The sequence below is a fragment of the Aurantiacibacter rhizosphaerae genome, from assembly GCF_009807005.1.
Taxonomy (GTDB): Bacteria; Pseudomonadota; Alphaproteobacteria; order Sphingomonadales; family Sphingomonadaceae; genus Alteraurantiacibacter; species Alteraurantiacibacter rhizosphaerae.
Map to the genome: position 1 here is coordinate 816,656 of NZ_WUBR01000002.1, position 17,207 is coordinate 833,862.

Annotated in this window: 20 protein-coding genes; 8 read left to right on the forward strand and 12 right to left on the reverse strand. The window is 62.2% G+C overall.

Features of this window, described 5'->3' with window-relative positions; all coding sequences use genetic code 11:
* Positions 1-57 precede the first annotated feature (57 nt).
* The 5 genes from GRF63_RS11510 to coxB all read right to left on the reverse strand — a co-directional run bounded on the left by GRF63_RS11510 (position 58) and on the right by coxB (position 4,604).
* A complete protein-coding gene (locus GRF63_RS11510; RefSeq protein ID WP_160486126.1) occupies positions 58-639 on the reverse strand; it encodes a cytochrome c oxidase assembly protein in 582 nt (193 codons plus the stop codon).
* Complete coding sequence (locus GRF63_RS16690) at positions 639-764, reverse strand: hypothetical protein (RefSeq protein ID WP_272914665.1); 126 nt, start codon at positions 762-764, stop codon at positions 639-641. Before GRF63_RS16690 ends, GRF63_RS11510 begins: the two co-directional genes overlap by 1 nt.
* Complete coding sequence (locus tag GRF63_RS11515) at positions 761-1,672, reverse strand: heme o synthase (protein ID WP_237392419.1); 912 nt, start codon at positions 1,670-1,672, stop codon at positions 761-763. Before GRF63_RS11515 ends, GRF63_RS16690 begins: the two co-directional genes overlap by 4 nt.
* Before the next feature lie 78 nt (positions 1,673-1,750).
* Positions 1,751-3,472 carry a cytochrome c oxidase subunit I gene (gene ctaD / locus GRF63_RS11520; RefSeq protein WP_160486128.1) on the reverse strand — a complete coding sequence of 574 codons (1,722 nt, stop codon included), beginning with the start codon at positions 3,470-3,472 and terminating at the stop codon, positions 1,751-1,753.
* A gap of 40 nt (positions 3,473-3,512) precedes the next feature.
* Positions 3,513-4,604, reverse strand: a complete 1,092-nt coding sequence (gene coxB, locus GRF63_RS11525; protein WP_237392420.1) for a cytochrome c oxidase subunit II — start codon at positions 4,602-4,604, stop codon at positions 3,513-3,515.
* Positions 4,605-4,786: 182 nt separating this feature from the next.
* Here coxB and pyrE point away from each other — a divergent pair, with 182 nt between their 5' ends.
* Genes pyrE through ruvX form a run of 8 tightly spaced genes read left to right on the forward strand, consistent with a single transcriptional unit; the run spans position 4,787 to position 11,379 of the window.
* Positions 4,787-5,365, forward strand: coding sequence for an orotate phosphoribosyltransferase (pyrE, locus tag GRF63_RS11530; RefSeq protein ID WP_160486129.1), 579 nt, complete (start codon positions 4,787-4,789; stop codon positions 5,363-5,365).
* Entirely contained in the window at positions 5,362-6,429 is a 1,068-nt protein-coding gene (locus GRF63_RS11535; protein WP_160486130.1) for a serine hydrolase domain-containing protein, read from the forward strand. The genes pyrE and GRF63_RS11535 overlap by 4 nt, the downstream gene beginning before the upstream one ends.
* 37 nt (positions 6,430-6,466) lie before the next feature.
* Positions 6,467-7,210, forward strand: a complete 744-nt coding sequence (locus tag GRF63_RS11540) for a pyridoxine 5'-phosphate synthase (RefSeq protein WP_160486131.1) — start codon at positions 6,467-6,469, stop codon at positions 7,208-7,210.
* Positions 7,211-7,220: 10 nt separating this feature from the next.
* The gene (gene acpS, locus GRF63_RS11545; RefSeq protein WP_160486132.1) at positions 7,221-7,625 is read left to right on the forward strand and encodes a holo-ACP synthase; all 405 of its coding nucleotides are present in this window, start codon (positions 7,221-7,223) and stop codon (positions 7,623-7,625) included.
* An 11-nt stretch (positions 7,626-7,636) separates the two neighbouring features.
* Positions 7,637-8,491, forward strand: coding sequence for a signal peptidase I (gene lepB, locus GRF63_RS11550; RefSeq protein WP_202131683.1), 855 nt, complete (start codon positions 7,637-7,639; stop codon positions 8,489-8,491).
* Positions 8,488-9,636, forward strand: a complete 1,149-nt coding sequence (locus GRF63_RS11555) for an AI-2E family transporter (protein WP_160486134.1) — start codon at positions 8,488-8,490, stop codon at positions 9,634-9,636. The genes lepB and GRF63_RS11555 overlap by 4 nt, the downstream gene beginning before the upstream one ends.
* On the forward strand, positions 9,605-10,906 hold the full coding sequence (locus GRF63_RS11560; protein ID WP_160486135.1) for a DUF3089 domain-containing protein: 1,302 nt from the start codon (positions 9,605-9,607) through the stop codon (positions 10,904-10,906). Before GRF63_RS11555 ends, GRF63_RS11560 begins: the two co-directional genes overlap by 32 nt.
* Positions 10,882-11,379, forward strand: coding sequence for a Holliday junction resolvase RuvX (gene ruvX / locus GRF63_RS11565; RefSeq protein WP_160486136.1), 498 nt, complete (start codon positions 10,882-10,884; stop codon positions 11,377-11,379). The genes GRF63_RS11560 and ruvX overlap by 25 nt, the downstream gene beginning before the upstream one ends.
* A gap of 11 nt (positions 11,380-11,390) precedes the next feature.
* On the opposite strand, the gene GRF63_RS11570 is transcribed toward ruvX, so the two are convergent.
* The 7 genes from GRF63_RS11570 to argH all read right to left on the reverse strand — a co-directional run bounded on the left by GRF63_RS11570 (position 11,391) and on the right by argH (position 17,200).
* Complete coding sequence (locus GRF63_RS11570) at positions 11,391-12,290, reverse strand: transposase (RefSeq protein ID WP_160486137.1); 900 nt, start codon at positions 12,288-12,290, stop codon at positions 11,391-11,393.
* A complete protein-coding gene (locus tag GRF63_RS11575; protein WP_160486138.1) occupies positions 12,278-13,246 on the reverse strand; it encodes a hypothetical protein in 969 nt (322 codons plus the stop codon). The genes GRF63_RS11570 and GRF63_RS11575 overlap by 13 nt, the downstream gene beginning before the upstream one ends.
* A 12-nt stretch (positions 13,247-13,258) precedes the next feature.
* Positions 13,259-13,417 (reverse strand): hypothetical protein, encoded by a 159-nt coding sequence (locus GRF63_RS11580; protein ID WP_160486139.1) that lies wholly within the window; start codon positions 13,415-13,417, stop codon positions 13,259-13,261.
* A gap of 106 nt (positions 13,418-13,523) precedes the next feature.
* Positions 13,524-14,309 (reverse strand): precorrin-2 dehydrogenase/sirohydrochlorin ferrochelatase family protein, encoded by a 786-nt coding sequence (locus GRF63_RS11585; protein WP_160486140.1) that lies wholly within the window; start codon positions 14,307-14,309, stop codon positions 13,524-13,526.
* Positions 14,309-15,577 (reverse strand): diaminopimelate decarboxylase, encoded by a 1,269-nt coding sequence (lysA, locus tag GRF63_RS11590; RefSeq protein WP_160486141.1) that lies wholly within the window; start codon positions 15,575-15,577, stop codon positions 14,309-14,311. Before lysA ends, GRF63_RS11585 begins: the two co-directional genes overlap by 1 nt.
* 13 nt (positions 15,578-15,590) lie before the next feature.
* Positions 15,591-15,827 carry a hypothetical protein gene (locus tag GRF63_RS11595; protein WP_160486142.1) on the reverse strand — a complete coding sequence of 79 codons (237 nt, stop codon included), beginning with the start codon at positions 15,825-15,827 and terminating at the stop codon, positions 15,591-15,593.
* Entirely contained in the window at positions 15,824-17,200 is a 1,377-nt protein-coding gene (gene argH / locus GRF63_RS11600) for an argininosuccinate lyase (protein WP_160486143.1), read from the reverse strand. Before argH ends, GRF63_RS11595 begins: the two co-directional genes overlap by 4 nt.
* Positions 17,201-17,207: the final 7 nt, after the last annotated feature.

The window sequence follows — 17,207 nt, forward strand, 5'->3', positions numbered from 1 at the left end:
GTCCTGATCCTTAGGTTTTGTGGGCCTGTAAAGCGAGAGAGCGTCCGGGTCCAGAGCCTAGCTCGGGTTCTTCTCTGACTCTGACGCGCGATGGAAAGTGTAGGAGAGGGTGATTTGCTCCACCCCTTCCATGTTCGGATCGTCCAGCGCAGCCGGATCGACGTAATAAAGCACCGGCATCCGGATCTCCTCACCCGGCTGCAGGGTCTGCTCAGTAAAGCAGAAACACTGGATCTTGTTGAAATAGCGCCCGGCCTGCTCCGGCTCCACGTTGAACGTGGCGGTGCCGGTGATCGGTACGCTGGAATCATTGCGCGCGGTGTAGAACGCCATGTCGCGCTGCCCGATGGCGACCGTATCGGTCACCTGCACGGGCTTGAACTCCCACGGCATGTTGCGGGACGTGTTGGCATCGAAACGGATCGAATAGGTCGTGCCGCCAGCGCTGGCGGCCAGCCGTTCCGCCAATGCGGCATCGGCTTCGCTGGCCACCTGCGTGGTACCGCCAAAGCCCGTTACGCTGCAGAAAAGATTGTACAGCGGCACTGCCGCATAGCCCAGGCCCAGCATGGCCAATGCCATGCCGAATGCGATCAGCATCGTGCGCTTGTTGCGATCTTCCAGGCTCAGCGTGCTCATCAGTCACCCATCCTTACGATGGTGATAGCATAGAACAGGATTACGAAACCCGCCAGGATCAGGCCAATCACCACGTTGCGGTTCTTGCGGCGGCGGATGAATTCCTTCTCTTCTTCAGGCGTCATGCAAGCACCATGCGATCTGCGACAAGCGCTGTGAACAGGGCGAAAAGATAAATCACGGAATATCCGAAAAGCCGCTTTTCCTGCATCATCCGATCATCCGGCTGCGATGTGCGCAGGCCCACCGGGATGGAAAGCACCACGAACAGAACGGAGAGCAAGAGTGCGGAAATGCCATAGATCAGGCCAGTGCCACCGATAATCCACGGCAGCATCGCCACCGCCAGCAGCAGCACCGAGTAGCCGAGGATCTGATGGCGCGTGGATTTCTCCCCCGCGACAACCGGCATCATGGGGATCCCCGCCTTGGCGTAATCGGTCTTCACGAACAGGGCGAGCGCCCAGAAATGCGGCGGCGTCCAGATGAAGATGATCGCGAACAGCAGCACCGGCATGGCGGTGATCTCGCCCGTCACGGCGATCCAGCCGATCAGCGGGGGAAAGGCCCCTGCCCCTCCGCCGATCACGATGTTCTGCGGGGTGCGCGGCTTCAGCCACATGGTGTAGATTACGGCGTAGTAGAAGATTGAGAAGGCCAGCACCACGGCGGCCAGCCAGTGGATCGCCACCAGCATGATGAACACCGAAGCGCCGGACATCAGCATGCCGAAATCGCGCGCATCGCTGCGCCGCAGGCGGCCCGACGGCAGGGGGCGCTTTGCAGTGCGCTTCATTTTCGCATCAAGGTCGGCTTCCCACCACTGGTTCAGCGCAGCAGCGCCGCCTGCACCCATCGCGATGGCGAGGATGGCCGTGAAGCCCAGCACCGGATGGATCGCACCCGGCGCCGCCAGCAAGCCGCACAGCGCCGTAAACACGACGAGGCTCATCACCCGCGGCTTAGTCAACGCGAAGAAATCGCGCCACTCGGCGGGCAATTGTGTCGCAGTGCTGGCTACGGTCGTGGTCAAGTGCGGTTTCTCAATATGGAGGGGGCGCCCCGTCTCCGGCGCGCCCCCTCCCGTTGTCATTCAGGCGAGGGTCGCCGATCAGGCGGTCGCCGGTTTCTCGCTAATGTGATCGTCGGCCGAGTGATGGTCCTCGATCACGGGCAGGGTTTCGAACTGGTGGAACGGCGGCGGGCTGGACAGGCTCCATTCCAGAGTCGTCGCACCCTCGCCCCAGTAGTTGCCCGGAGCGCGCTTGCCGGCGAACAGTGCGTAACCGATGTTCACGAAGAACACGATCATCGAACCGGCCATGATCATGTAGCCGTAGGTCGCGATCTCGTTCCAATAGGCATAGGCCGGGGTGAAGTCGGGATAGCGACGTGCCATGCCCTGCAGACCCAGGAAGTGCATCGGGAAGAAGATCACGTTCACGCCGATGAAGAACAGCCAGAAGTGAACATGGCTGAGGAACTCGGAGTGCCAGCGACCCGACATCTTCGGGAACCAGTAGTAGAAGCCTGCGAACAGCGAGAACACCGCACCCATCGACAGCACGTAGTGGAAGTGCGCCACCACGTAATAGGTATCATGCAGGTTATCGTCGATGCCGCCATTGGCGAGCACCACGCCGGTCACACCGCCAACGGTGAACAGGAAGATGAAGCCCATCGCCCAAACCATGGGTGATTTGAACTCGATAGAGCCGCCCCACATCGTGGCGATCCAGCTAAAGATCTTGATGCCGGTTGGCACTGCGATCACCATGGTTGCCGCGGTGAAGTACATCTTCGTGTTCACGTCCAGGCCGACAGTGTACATGTGGTGCGCCCACACAACGAAGCCGACCACGCCGATCGCGACCATGGCATAGGCCATGCCGAGATAGCCGAACACGGGCTTGCGGCTGAAGGTTGCCACGATCTGGCTGATCATGCCGAAGCCCGGCAGGATCATGATGTACACTTCGGGGTGACCGAAGAACCAGAACAGGTGCTGGTAAAGAACGGGGTCACCGCCACCGGCCGGATCGAAGAAGGTCGTGCCGAAGTTACGATCGGTCAGCAGCATGGTGATGGCCGCGGCCAGAACGGGCAGCGCCAGCAGCAACAGGAATGCAGTAACCAGAACCGACCATACGAACAGCGGCATCTTGTGCAGGGTCATGCCCGGTGCACGCATGTTGAAGATGGTGGTGATGAAGTTGGTCGCACCAAGGATCGAACCGGCACCGGCAAGGTGCAGCGAGAAGATCGCGAAGTCCACCGCCGGGCCGACGGAGCCCGTGGTGGAAAGCGGTGCATAAACGGTCCAGCCGGTGCCCGCACCCATGCCCGTACCGCCCGGCACGAACATGGAGAACAGCAGCGACATGAAGCCCACAACCGTCAGCCAGAACGAGATGTTGTTCATCCGCGGGAAGGCCATATCAGGCGCGCCGATCATCAGCGGCACGAACCAGTTGCCGAAGCCGCCGATCATGGCGGGCATCACCATGAAGAACACCATGATCAGGCCGTGCGCCGTGATCAGCACGTTCCACATATGGCCCTGCTGGTCAAAGCTTGCGCCGTCACCGCCCAGGAAGTTCACGACGCCGCCCATCACCTGCAGGCCGGGAGCACCCAGCTCTGCACGCATGAGACCGGAGATGGCACCACCGATGATACCCGCGATGATCGCGAATATCAGGTACAGCGTGCCGATGTCCTTGTGGTTGGTCGACATGAACCAGCGGGCGAAGAAGCTTGGCTTGTGATCGGCGTGATCATGCGCGGCGTGATCTTCGTGGTGGGCGTCGAAACCTTCAGCGGTGGTGGCCATGATTATGGAACCTTGTATGCTATAATCGTCAGTTAATCGGTTAGGCTGCTTCGGCGGCGTTATCGGCCACTTCTGCTTCCTCGACGGCTTCGGTGTCACCGGCTTCGGCGGCATCCTCGGCAGATTCTGCGTCTTCCACGGCGGGCGCGGATTCCAGAGCTTCCACCTGCGCGCGGGTCATGCCGCCGGGCTGGCTTTGCACCCAGGCATTATATTCGTCCAGCGGGCGTGCCTCGATCGCGATAGGCATATAGCCATGACGCGCGCCGCACAATTCCATGCACTGTCCGTAATAGATGCCGGGCTCGTCGATGATGAGCATTTTCTCGTTGATGCGGCCGGGCACCGCGTCAAGCTTGAACCACAGGGAAGGGATGCCGAAGGAGTGGATCACGTCTGCACCAAAGGTCTGCAAACGGATCGGCACGCCGACGGGCACGACCATGCGATTGTCCACGGCAAGCTGCGGCGGCAGACCTTCATCCAGCGCTTCGCTTTCAGGCATCATGTTGGAGATGACTTCGAAGCCGCCATTGTCGAGATATTCGTAACCCCAGTACCACTGGTAGCCATTGGCCTTGATGGTGATCGCATCTTCGGGCGGCGTCTTGTACTGTTCGGCCAGCAACGAGATCGAGGGGACGGCGATCACGACGAGGATCAGGACCGGGATAACCGTCCAGACAACTTCGATCACGGTGTTGTGGCTGGTCTTTGAAGGGACGGTGTTCGCACGCTTGTTATAGCGGAACATCACCCACAGCAGCAGGAACAGCACGAAAATACTGATGATGAACACCATCGGGATCAAAATCGCATCATGCATCCACAGCGCATATTCACCGGTTTCGGTGTGCTGCGCCTGGAAGTTCATGGAGGCCCAGAGGTCTTCGTCAGACGGTGTGGGCTGCCCCTTGATCATCTCCGGACCGTAATAATCGAAACCGGGTGCGGCCGGTTCGGTAACCACGTCACCCTCGGCCACGGACGTGGCGGCCTGAACCGCCTCTTCCTGCGCCATCGCGCCTTGTGGAACGGCTGCCAGGCTAAAGGCTGCCATCACCATCAAGGCGAGGAGATTGAGTTTCTTGCGGGCGAATGCGCCGAAATTCATTGCGTCGATGCTTTCCATATTCAGTCCCGGGCAGAACTGCCCCCAGACCCCAGCAGGGGCCGCCAACGCCGCGCCTATACGCGCGCTTGCCCCATGCCTCAAGCGCAACTAGGGACTTTTTTCCACGATGACCATGCGGGCTTTGGTCCAAGACGCTCCCGCGGCACAAAAACAGGCACGAGAAAGGCACCGTCTGCACCATGACACAGGACGAAGTCCTAGAGGAATTCCGCCAGAGCGGCGCATTGCTGGAAGGACACTTCAAACTGTCTTCCGGGCGGCACAGCGGCCACTATCTTCAATGCGCAAGGGTGCTGATGAACCCGCATCGCGCCGCGCGATTGGCAGAGGCGCTGGGCGAAAAACTGCCTGGCGATATCCTCGATTCGCTTGATGCGGTGGTGTCTCCGGCGATGGGGGGAATCATCATCGGGCATGAAATGGGCCGCGCGCTCAACCTTGATGCCATGTTTCTTGAACGGCCGGATGGCGAATTTCACCTGCGTCGCGGTTTTGCGCTGAAACCGGGTGCCAGGGTGCTGATGGTGGAAGACGTGGTCACCACCGGCCTTTCCAGCCGGGAAGCGATTGCCGCTGTCGCCCGCGAAGGCTGCGAAGTGCTGGCGGAGGTGGCGCTGGTGGATCGGTCCAGCGGCACGGCAGACCTTGGCGTGCCGTTCTTCCCGCTGATCGACATCGATTTTCCCACCTATGCCGAGGATGAGGTGCCCGCCGAACTGGCCGCTGTGCCTATTACAAAGCCGGGTAGCCGCAAATGACCTTGCGGCGCGCCCTGCTGTCGGCAGCCATCCTGGCCCCGATGCTGGCGAGTTGTGCCACGGCGCCGGGCGATGGTTTCGACGATCAGGGCGCAGCCATCCGTGCCTATGCCGATCTGACGGACACAGGCTTCACCGGCGATTTCGCCGTTTCGCAGCCCGGCCAGCCCGACACCATATATTACGGCGCGACGGACCCTGACGAGGCATCCGTGCGAACGCTGGAAGGCTGGCCCTGGGCGTCCGTCACCAAGCAGGTGATCGCCGTGCTGGTGATGCGCGAGGTGGAAGAGGGGCGGTTGGCACTGGATAGCGACGTGGGCGCGCTGATCCCGGCACTGCGTGGAAGAGGCCTTACCGTTGAAGATCTGTTGCGCCACCGCAGCAACCTGCCCAACCCGGACGAAACCCCTCGCGACGACAGCGGCTTCCCCTCTTTCTACACCAGCAAATCTGACCCCCTCGATTTTTGCACTGAAGGGCAAGACGACACGGAGCAGGAGGCCGGGTGGCAGTATAACAATTGCGATTACATCGTGCTGGGCGCCGTGCTGGAGGCTTCTGCCAACTCCAGTCTCGACCTGTTGCTGGCCCAAGGCATCGGCTTGGATGCAGGCTGGTACAACACCAGCTTTATGGAAGCAGACAGTGAACGGCCCTTCGCGTCGCGCGACCAGACTGCCGCTGATCGCATTGCCGGCTATGGCGCATCGGGCGCGCTGGTCGGCCCGCTGGACGATATGCTGCTGTTCGACCGTGCATTGATGGATGGCGTCTTGCTGAGCGACGATGCGTTGGCGCAGCTGTGGAACGGTAACCCTACCACAGGTTCGATGGCGCTGGGCCAATGGGTCTTCGAGGCGCCGCTTGCTGGATGCAACAACCCTGTTCGCATCGTGGAGCGGCGCGGTGCGATCGGCGATTACCAGTTACGCAATGTTATGATGCCCGATCTGGGCATTGCGGTTGCGCTCGCCACCGATCAGCCGGAATTCGACTTTGCAGAAATTTGGACGGGCAACGGCCCCATGCACGATCTGCTGGCGACACTGGCTTGCGGCTAGAATTGCCGCGGCCATTTGACTAGAGGCGCTACCTATCATGACCAGTACTCTCCGCCCCAACACCCTGCGTCTAGGCGTCAATATCGATCACGTCGCCACCATCCGCAATGCGCGCGGGGGCGATCATCCCGATCCCGTGCGCGCGGCGGAAATCGTGGCGCGCTGCGGCGGTGACGGCATCACCGCGCACCTGCGGGAAGACCGTCGCCATATCCGCGACGAGGACCTGCGCCGCATACAGGATGCGACCGATCTGCCGCTGAACCTGGAAATGGCCGCGACGGACGAGATGCTGGCCATCGCCCTTGCCCACAAGCCGCACGCCGCATGCATTGTGCCGGAAAAGCGCGAGGAGCGCACGACCGAGGGTGGGCTGGATGCCGCAGGCCAGCACAATCATCTGCAGCCCATCGTCAGCCGTCTGAAGGATGCCGGCATCCGCGTCAGCCTGTTTATCGAGGCGACGGAGCGCCAGCTTGATGCCGCCCTGCAACTGGGCGCGCCGGTGGTGGAATTCCACACCGGGGCGTATGCCCATGCGGAAGGTGAGGAACGCGCCGCGATCCTGAAGCAGCTGACCGATATGTCTGCGCTCGCCGTAAAGAACGGTATCGAGCCCCATGCCGGCCACGGCCTTACCTACGAAAACGTGCAACCCGTGGCCGCCATTCCGCAACTGGCAGAGCTCAACATCGGCCATTACCTGATCGGAGAGGCGATCTTCTGCGGGCTGGAGCCTGCCGTGCTGAGGATGCGTGAATTGATGGATCACGCACGATGAGGTGCGCACGGTGATTATCGGCCTAGGCTCCGACCTGTGCAATATCGAGCGCATCCAGAATTCGCTCGATCGCTTCGGCGAGCGGTTCACTAACCGCGTGTTCACCGACGTTGAGAACGCCAAGGCCGCGCGGCGTCCGCACACGCAGGCGGGCACCTATGCCAAGAGGTTCGCCGCGAAAGAGGCCTTCAGCAAGGCCGTGGGCACCGGGTTCAAGCGCGGCGTGTTCATGAAGGATATCGGCGTCGTGAACGCGCCCAGCGGTGCGCCCACCCTCGCCCTTACCGGCGGCGCGGCCGCGCGGCTTGAAGAACTGACGCCCGAGGGCCACACTATCACCGTTCATCTCACCCTCACCGACGATCACCCATGGGCGCAGGCCTTCGTGATACTCGAAGCCCGTCCGAAAGCCTGATCCGTTCCGCCATGAGCGACAAAACACCGAAAAAGCCGATCAACTGGTTTGCAGAAGTTCGGGGCCTTGCCTTGATGCTGCTGGCGGTGCTTGCCTTCCACACCTTCGTGGCGAAACCGTTCTACATTCCCAGCATATCCATGGTGCCCAACCTGATGGTGGGAGATCGGCTGGTGGTGAGCAAATATCCCTACGGCTGGAGCTGGGTATCGGCCAGTTTCCACGTCCTGCCGCGCGACGACTGGCGCATTGCACCAGGCACGCCGGAATATGGCGACATCGTGATCGCGGTGCCGCCGGGCAAGGCGGAGGATTATATAAAGCGCGTGATTGCCCTGCCGGGTGATACCATCGCGCTGGTGGACGGGCAGATCATCCTGAACGGAGAGCCCATTCCGCAGAAGATGGAACCGCCGGTCCGCATTCCGGCACAAAACGACAATATCTGCGACTATGGCAATGAATGCCTCTCGGCGTTCGAGCCCTATCGCGTCACGCTGGAGGACGGCACACAGGTTTACGAACCGCCGACCTATCGCGAAACGCTTCCCAATGGCGCCAGTTACCTTATCATCGACCATCAGGATCAAAGGCTTGATGATATGGCGCAAATTACCGTTCCCGATGGTCACGTGTTCCTGATGGGAGACAATCGGGACCATTCGGCAGACAGCCGCGCCGCAGCCTATGACAGGGGCCTTGGCGGGCCTGTGCCGCTGGAAAATATCGGCGGACGGGCGGAATTTATCACCTTCTCGCTGGACGGGCGCGCATCGTGGAACCCACTCAGCTGGTGGAATTCCTTGCGCGGTGATCGCGCATGGACCAGCCTGCGCCCCGAATTGCGAGGGGAGCAGGCAGAATGAGCGATCCGGTAGGACCAACTGGCGAAGGGCACATGGGCGCCAGCCCCACGCGAATATCCTCCCCCGAGCTGCGCTTCGAAGCATGGCGCGCGCTGACCTGGACCGTGGTTGTCGGCCTGGTGGTGCTGGCGGTTTATATCTCGCAGAGCCTGCTGGTGATCTTCGGGGCGATGGTATTCGCCACGATGGTGGATGGCGGCGCACGCCTGCTGGGCCGGGTGATGAATATCGGCCGCGGATTGCGAATCGGCATCGTCCTGTTCGCCGCCATCGCATTCCTGGTGTGGCTGTCCATGTTTGCCGGCACGCAGATTTCGGACCAGGCGGCGGAATTTCCCAAGATCATCAATGAACAGGCCACCGCCCTATTTGACTGGATGCGCAAACAGGGTTTCCAGATCAGCACGCAGACCGTGCAATCCATGGCCACGCAGGCGGCAAGCGGTTTTGGTACCGTCACCCGCGCGCTCACCGGCCTTCTGGGCGGGCTGACCACGTTGCTGCTGATCGTGATCATCGGCGTATATGTGGTGGTGGAACCGCGCCTGTATGAGCGCGGCGTGGCCTGGATGCTGCCAAAGGGGCGCCGGGCCGAGTTTTACGATACGGCCAACAAGATGGGCTACACCATGCGCCGCCTGATGTTCGGGCGACTGGTGGGCATGGTGTTCGAAGGCGTGTTCACCTACATCGCGCTGCTTTGTTATGGCCTGTTCACAGGCGATCCCATTCCCATGGCCGCATTGCTGGCGATCCTTACCGGGCTGCTGGCCTTCGTTCCCAATATCGGCGCGCTGATTTCCGGCACGCTGATGGTGCTGGTGGGATTTTCGGGTGGTGCGCAGATGGGCATCTATACCATCGTCATCTACCTCGCGATCCAGAATATCGATGGCTATTTCGTGATCCCGATGATTGCGAAGAAGACGGTGGATCTGGCGCCCGCGCTGGTGCTGTCGATGCAGCTTGTCATGGGCATATTGTTCGGCATCCTCGGCCTGCTGCTGGCCGATCCGCTGCTGGCGATGATCAAGGTGGCGCTGGCCCAGCGCGCCAAGGCCAAGGACGCCGAAGACGTTTCAGCGATGGACAAGGCCGCGCACAGCCATGGCGATGCGCAAACTCCGGAGAGCGACCCTGCGTAAATTTCTCTATACGATCGTGTTCCTGATCCTGCTGGGGCTGGCCGTGCTGTTCGTGCTGCGCATGTACGCCGAAGAGCTGACGGAGATGGCCCTTGTGCCCGACGTCGAGTTTACAGAGCAGGCGGCGCTGGAAGACAATGCCTATCAGGATCCGGCCATGTGGTTCAGCCGCCCCGGCAAGGGTGTGAACGATCCGGCCCGCTGGCAACCTGCAATCAGCGACGGGGAAGACGATCCCTTCGCCCCCGCCAATCCAAATGCCACTGCCTCTGCCACTGCCACTGCTACTCCCACTACCGCTGCGAGCGCCTCTGCCAGCGCGGACACGGCAAGCGAAACAGGCGTAAATGCCAGAGCGCAGGCCGTTTCTGCTGACGGTGCGGATACCGACACCCCGCAATTCGCGGTGTTCTTCATCCACCCCACCAGCTTTCTGGACAATGATGCCTGGAACGCCCCGCTGGATGATGAGGAGTCGCAAACCCGTGCGCGCCTGATGGTGCGCGGCATGGCCAGTGCCTTCAACCGCGCGAGCGAGATCTGGGTGCCGCGCTATCGCCAGGCGACCTACGGCGCATTCCTGACAGACGCCCCCGAAGCGGGCCGCGCGCTGGATGCCGCCTATGCTGACATTGATGCGGCCTTCGATTTCTTCATCGACAGCATTCCTGCCGATATGCCCATCGTCCTGGCAGGGCACAGCCAGGGCGGATACCATGTTGTGCGGTTGCTGACAGACAAGCTGAAGGGCACCGATCTGATGGACCGGGTGGCCGTGGCCTATCCGGTGGGCATGCCCATCTCTACCAAAACGGATCTGCCCGCCCTTGGTCTGCCCGCCTGCGCCGCGGCGCAGCAGGCCGGATGCGTGGCCAGCTGGGCCAGTTTCGCCGAACCTGCCGATCCCGGCCAGTACCTGCGCTTGTACAACAGGACGCCAGGTATTGACGGGCAATCGCGCGAAGGCAGCCCCATCCTCTGCTTCAATCCGCTGACCGGCACCGTAAATGGCGAAGCCGGTGCGGATCGTAATCTGGGCACACTGGTGCCGGAGGATGATCTTGCCAGCGGCGAACTGGTGCCAGGCTCCGTCCCCGCGCGATGCGATCCCGATACCGGCATCCTGCTGATCGGCAATCCGCCAAAGCTGGGCCAGTATGTCCTGCCGGGTAACAATTATCACGTTTACGACATTCCGCTGTTCTGGCGTAACCTGCAGGACGATGTCGTGAACCGGGTGCGCCAATGGCAACCGAAGACAGCTTCGTAACGGAAGACGCCGCCGCGTTTCGCGACGCGTTGCCCGATGGCGGGGTGCTGCTGGGGCTGGACCTTGGCACCAAGACCATTGGCACCGCGCTGTGTGATGCCGGGTGGAATTTTGCCACAGCCGCCAAGACCCTGCCCAAAGGCAAGTTCTCGCGTGACAAGGCGGCACTGCAGGAAATCTGCGCCGCGCGGCGGGTGGCTGGTTTGGTGATCGGCCTGCCACTCAACATGGATGGCAGCACCGGGCCAAGGGTTCAGGCAAGCCGCGCCTACGCCCGCAATCTGGCGGCATCGCCCGATGGCCTTGGCCTGCCAGTACTGCTGTGGGACGAGCGATGGTCAACCACTGCGGCAGAGCGTGATATGATCGCCACCGATACCAGTCGCCGAAAACGGGCAGAGCGGATAGACAGCCATGCCGCCGCTGTAATCCTGCAGGGCGCTATAGACAGGCTGGCAGGCGGATTGTTTTAGGCCAGTATGGTTTAGGCCAGCGCCAGATCGCGCCGCCGCCTCGCAGCTTCCATCGCGATCAGGCGGCTGCCCGAATTTTCCGCACGCCGCCATAAATCGTCCCGCTCCGCAAGATCCAGCACGCCTGCCTGCGATTCCAGCGCAACCAGACGCATCCTGTCACTTGGGTGGGTGCGCGCGAAATTATGGGCAAGATCCTGCGCCTCCTCGCCGCCAAGTCCCACTGCAACGCGCAGGAAAACCTCGCTACCGCCGGGACTGATGACGCCCGCAATCTCGTCCTTCTCCACATCGAAGCGGTATTGATCCAGCCATCCCTGCGCGCCGCCGGCATGCATGATGTTGATGGAGACAGACAGGCTTTCGGGCGGCAATTGCGAATGCACATCGCGGTGCGCGCGGTAATGCATCAACTTGCCCGGATCGAGCGTGGAGCGCTCCACAAACCGCAGGCCCGCCTTCTCTCCGATGGCGCCCGCCACGGCCTCATAGTCGTACTCATAATAATCGCTGGAGTAGCCGGGGCCGAAATAGCCGACGGTGAGAAAATCGAAATTGTGATCATGCGGCATTTCATAGGAGAAAGCAGAGGCACCGCTGGCCCGGAACATGTGCTCGTCTGCGCTGGGCCAGAAATTGGCGCGCATGTAATACTCACGTCCGAGACCGGACAGCATCACCACCTGCGGGCCATAACTGCTGGCATCGTGGCCCACGTCCACGCCCTGCTTCAACTCCTCCAGCATCATGTCGCCCAGGAAACTGCGGTTATTACCCAATTTGCGCAGCCATCCTGCCGCGTGCAGCAGGCTTTCCTCCTCATAAGCGCGGAAGCCTTCGCTCTCCAGCGCCTCGACACATTCTTCCAGTTCGCACGGCGCGGTATCTTCAATCTCGATTATGCGGGGCATTCTTCGGCCTCCAGTTGTTGAAGCTGCGGATAGGTTTCCAGCAATTGCGCACGCAGCGCGCCCGCCTGTGCGGCAAGCGGATCCTGCGGACGGCGCGCCACGGTGATCAGCGCGCGAAAACCGGTGCACGTATCAAGTGCCAGCGCCTCCCGCATTGCCTGCCAGCGCAGGGAAACATCGCCTTCATCCATGGCAATTTGCGCAATAGCGGGCGCGGCATCTTCGCGGCCCATGCGGCCCAGCAGGGCGACGATGGCCTCCCGGCGGCTGGTGGAGATCTTGCCAGAGCTTTGGTGCAGCAATCGTCCGCTGGCCGCGTCATATTCACGCGCGGGCGCCGGATCATCGGCTGTGCGCAGCAGGCGCAGGAACACGGCGCGCTTTTCCACCCGGTCAATCGCCAGCGCCTCGTGATTGAGATCGAATGCGAGGCGGTTGCCGGGATGCAGGCTCAGCCTCTCTTCGTCGAACACAGCAATGTCTTCCGCCACCTGCCGTTTGCGCACCATGCGCGCCTGCGCCGATCCGGCCAGCAGGGCATCGAATCGCGTCGCATCGCAGAAATTATAGCTCGCCGCCTCGCTGTCGCCCGGTTCGCGCGCCTGCAGCAAAAGCTGCGCGCGTCCGGTTTGCGCCAGCAGCAGAGACGTGGATGTGCCGTTAAAGCCATTGCGAAACTGCGGATGGCCGATCGGGTTTTGCGCAAGGGCGCGGCAATAGTGGGCGGATAGCGAGGCCATAAGCCTTTCAGCCTCACCGACCTGCGTGAAAACAGCTTCCAGCACGGGGCATGCCGCCAGGGGCGCGCCCTTGCCGTAAGCCTTCAATTCCTCCTGCATTTGCGCCGCGCCGGGTTCGGCAGACCAGCCATCGCGGGCGGCCTGCATGCCCGCTTGGGCCTGGCGTTGCGGAGCCCTGTCGCTCCGCAACGCCGCGATGTCGGGGTGTACCAGCATCGTGCCCTCGCCTTATACGATGCCGCCGCAACCGGGAGGGCAGCTGTCGTAAACGACGGTGGCGATCACGATGATCGAATCGTCATGGCCGGGGCGCTGCGTCGTTCCGAAAAGGCCGGTCAGCAATTCCATGTCGGGCAGGCTGGTCAGGTCGATCTTGGGAAGTTTCATTGAAGTAATCTCCATGCATCGGAACGGCACTGCGCCGTTCCTGCAGGAAGATGTGCCGACCTGGCGGCCATCACTTAAGTTAAATGACTGTAATCAAGCGATCTATTTAGGTATTCGCGCGTATCAGCACCACCACGAGGCCCGCTGGCATCGGTCCCGCATGGGGCGAAACGAGGCGCTGCGCATCGGCCCGTGCGCGATCCAGAATGGCTGCGGGAATGGCCGGATCGGCAATCACGGCATCCGCACTGCCCAGCAGGCGAGACTGGCGAATGGTCAGGTCTTCGGGATCGTCGCTATCCAGCGTGAAGGTGTGGCAGGCGTTTGCCTCCTGCCCCTGCGCGCCGTTCAGCCATTCCTCCAGCCGGTCAGCCCCGCCCGCGGCAAGCGGATCGAGCGGACCGCCCTCCCCCAATGCGGCGTCCAGCGCGCGGCGACGTTCCGCCATTTTCGGAAAACGCGCCTTGATCTCGGCACGCATGGCGGAAAGCTTTTCGGCAAGGTCGCCCAGATCGGCAGGCAGCAGCTTTTCCAGCCGCAGCCGCAATTGCTTGGCGAGGCCTGCCGATGCGCCGCTGGTGCCAACGGCGATTAGCACCGGATCACGTTCCAGCAGGCTGGGCGTGGTGAAATCGCACAGGTCCGGCCGATCCACCACATTCACCAGCAGTCCGGCGCAGCGCAGGCGAATGGCATCGCCTTCGCACATCTTGGCATCGTCATGCGCCACGAAGGCCAGCCGCGCGCCTTCATCCACGCCCTGCTGCATGTCGGTAACCACGCGGCCGCCCGCGCGCTCCACCAGGCGGCGCTTGGGTTCGGCCATTTCGCCCTCCCCCAGCACGATCACCGGCTGCCCGGCCACGCGATGGAAGAGCGGGAGCGAGCGCATCAGTCTTTCAAAAAGTCCGGCACTCGTTCTGCATCCATGATGGCATGGGCCGGAATCCGGTCCGCCACGACGGCGAACTGATCGCCGTCCACCATCACTTCAGGCACGAAACCGCGCGAGTTGTAGCTGCTGGCCATGGTCGCGCCATAGGCGCCTGCGGTGCGGAACACAGCAAGGTCCCCCGATTGCACGGCGTCGCATTCCCGATCGCGCGCGAAGGTATCGCCGGTTTCGCAAATGGGGCCAACGATGTTCGATGTCATGCGTTCGCCGGAGGGAACCACAGCGTCAAAATCATGCCACGCGCCATACATGGCAGGGCGCGCCAGATCGTTCATCGCCGCATCCACGATTGTGAACGGGGGGCCATTTCCGCCGCGCTTCACACGCACGACGCGGGTCAGCAAAACGCCGGCATTGCCCGCGATCACGCGGCCAGGTTCGAAAGTGAGGTGAACATCCCACCCCTTCGTTGCCCGGGCCACCATCGCGCCATATTCAGCCGGGGACGGCGGCACTTCGCCAGCCTTGTAAGGCACGCCAAGCCCGCCCCCCAGATCGACATGGGTGATGGTGTGGCCGTCGCTGCGCAGATCACGCACCAGCGCGCCCACCTTGGCAAAGGCGGTTTCCAGCGGCTCCAGATCCAGCAGCTGGCTGCCGATATGCACGGCCACGCCGCGCAGGTTCAGCCCATCCAGTGCGGCCAGTTCGCCAAACACTTCGCGCGCGCGGATCAGCGGAATGCCGAACTTGTTCTCCGCCTTGCCGGTGGAGATTTTCTCATGCGTCTTGGCATCGACATCGGGATTGATGCGCAAGGTGGCCTGCGCCTGCTGGCCGCGCCTGTGGGCCAATTCTGCCAGCTCACGCCCTTCCTCGCTCGATTCGATATTGAACTGGCCGATGCCTTCGTCCAGCCCCTGCGCCAGCTCGGCCTGTGTCTTGCCCACGCCGGAAAACACGATGTCCTTTGCAGGCATGCCCGCCATCAGCGCGCGCGACAATTCGCCGCCTGACACCACGTCAGCGCCGTAGCCTTCCCGGCTTAGCAGGCTGAGCACGGCGATATTGGGGTTCGCTTTCACTGCAAAGGCGATGTGCGGCTTTTGCTCCAGGCCGCTCAGCGCATCGCGGAACACGCGGGCGTGGCGTTCAAACGTGGCGCGCGAATAAACGTAAACGGGTGTGCCCACCTCTTCCGCAATGCGCGAAAGGGGCACGTCTTCAGCGTGCAATTCGCCGTTCTTCAGCTGGAAAAAATCCACTTAATCGGTCCAATCAAATTTCGGGGGGGAGATCGAAGGGATCGTCCTCGCGCTCTTCGCTCTCGCGTCGCAATTCCACGCTGCGTTCGGGCGCGGCCTGCGGATCGAGAGTCAGCAATTCTTCTGCATCGAGCGGCTCCGTCGCCCCATAGGGCGCGGGCGGCAGGGTTTCGCCTGCCGCAGGCTCGAGTTCGGCGGTCTGGGCGCAGGCACCAAGCAGCAGCGGAAGGGCGATCAGGAGGCGCCTCATGCCTCCATCCCCAACGCAGCGCGAGCCTGCGCCACGCGTTTTCGCACCTGATCGGGCGCGGTGCCCCCGTGCGAATTGCGCGCAGCCACCGATGCCTCCACCGAAAGCGCCTCGTACACGCGATCATCGATGCGATTGTCGATAGCCGTCAGCTCGTCCATCGAAAGCTCGTCCAGCGCCACGCCCTTCTTCTCCGCCAGCTTTACCGCAGCGCCGGTGATGTGATGCGCCTCACGGAAGGGAATATCCGCCTCCCGCACCAGCCAGTCGGCAAGATCGGTGGCGGTGGCGTAGCCAAGCTCTGCCGCCTGCAGCATGCGCGCCGTCTTGAAATCGGCACCGTCGATCATGCCGGCTATCGCGGCAAGGCACAGGCGCAGCAGGCTGGCCGCTTCAAACACGGGCGGCTTGTCGTCCTGCATATCCTTGGAATAGGCGAGCGGGAGGCCCTTCATCGTCACCATCAGCGCCGTCTGGCAACCGATGATGCGCCCGGCATGGCCGCGCACCAGTTCTGCCGCATCGGGGTTCTTCTTCTGCGGCATGATTGAGGAGCCGGTGGACAGCGTATCGGGCATCCGCACGAAGCCGAAGGGCTGGCTGGCCCAGATCACGAACTCTTCCGCCAGTCTCGACAGGTGCAGCGCGCACTGGCTGGCCGCCGTCAGGTAATCCAGCGCGAAATCGCGGTCGGAGACGGAATCGAGGCTGTTATCCGTCGGCTGCGCAAAGCCCAAAGCCTGCGCCGTCATCTTGCGATCAATCGGGAAGCCCGTGCCAGCCAATGCGGCGCTGCCCAGCGGGCACTGGTTCAAACGCTCCCGCGCATCCTTGAACCGGCTGACATCGCGCGCGGCCATTTCGTAATAGGCCATCAGATGATGGCCCAGCGTCACCGGCTGCGCGGTTTGCAGGTGGGTAAAACCGGGCATGATCGAATCGGCATGTTCGCCGGCGCGCGTCACCAATGCGCGTTGCAGCGCCTCCAGCCCGGCGATCGCCTCGTCCATCGCTTCGCGCGTCCAGAGGCGAAAATCGGTTGCGACCTGGTCATTACGGCTGCGCGCGGTGTGCAGGCGGCCTGCGACCGGACCAATCAGCTCGGCCAGCCGCGCTTCGGTGGTCATGTGAATGTCTTCAAGGTCCCAGTCCTCGGGCACCCCGTCACGCTCATATTCGCCCGCAACCTGCTCCAGACCGCCGATAATCGTTTCCGCATCGCTGTCTGTCACGATGTCGCAGGCGGCCAGCATGGCGACATGCGCCTTGCTTGCGGCTATATCCTGTCGCCACAAAGCCTTATCAAACGGGATCGACGCGTTGATCTCGCGCATTATGGCAGAGGGGCCTTCGGCAAAACGCCCGCCCCACATTGCATTG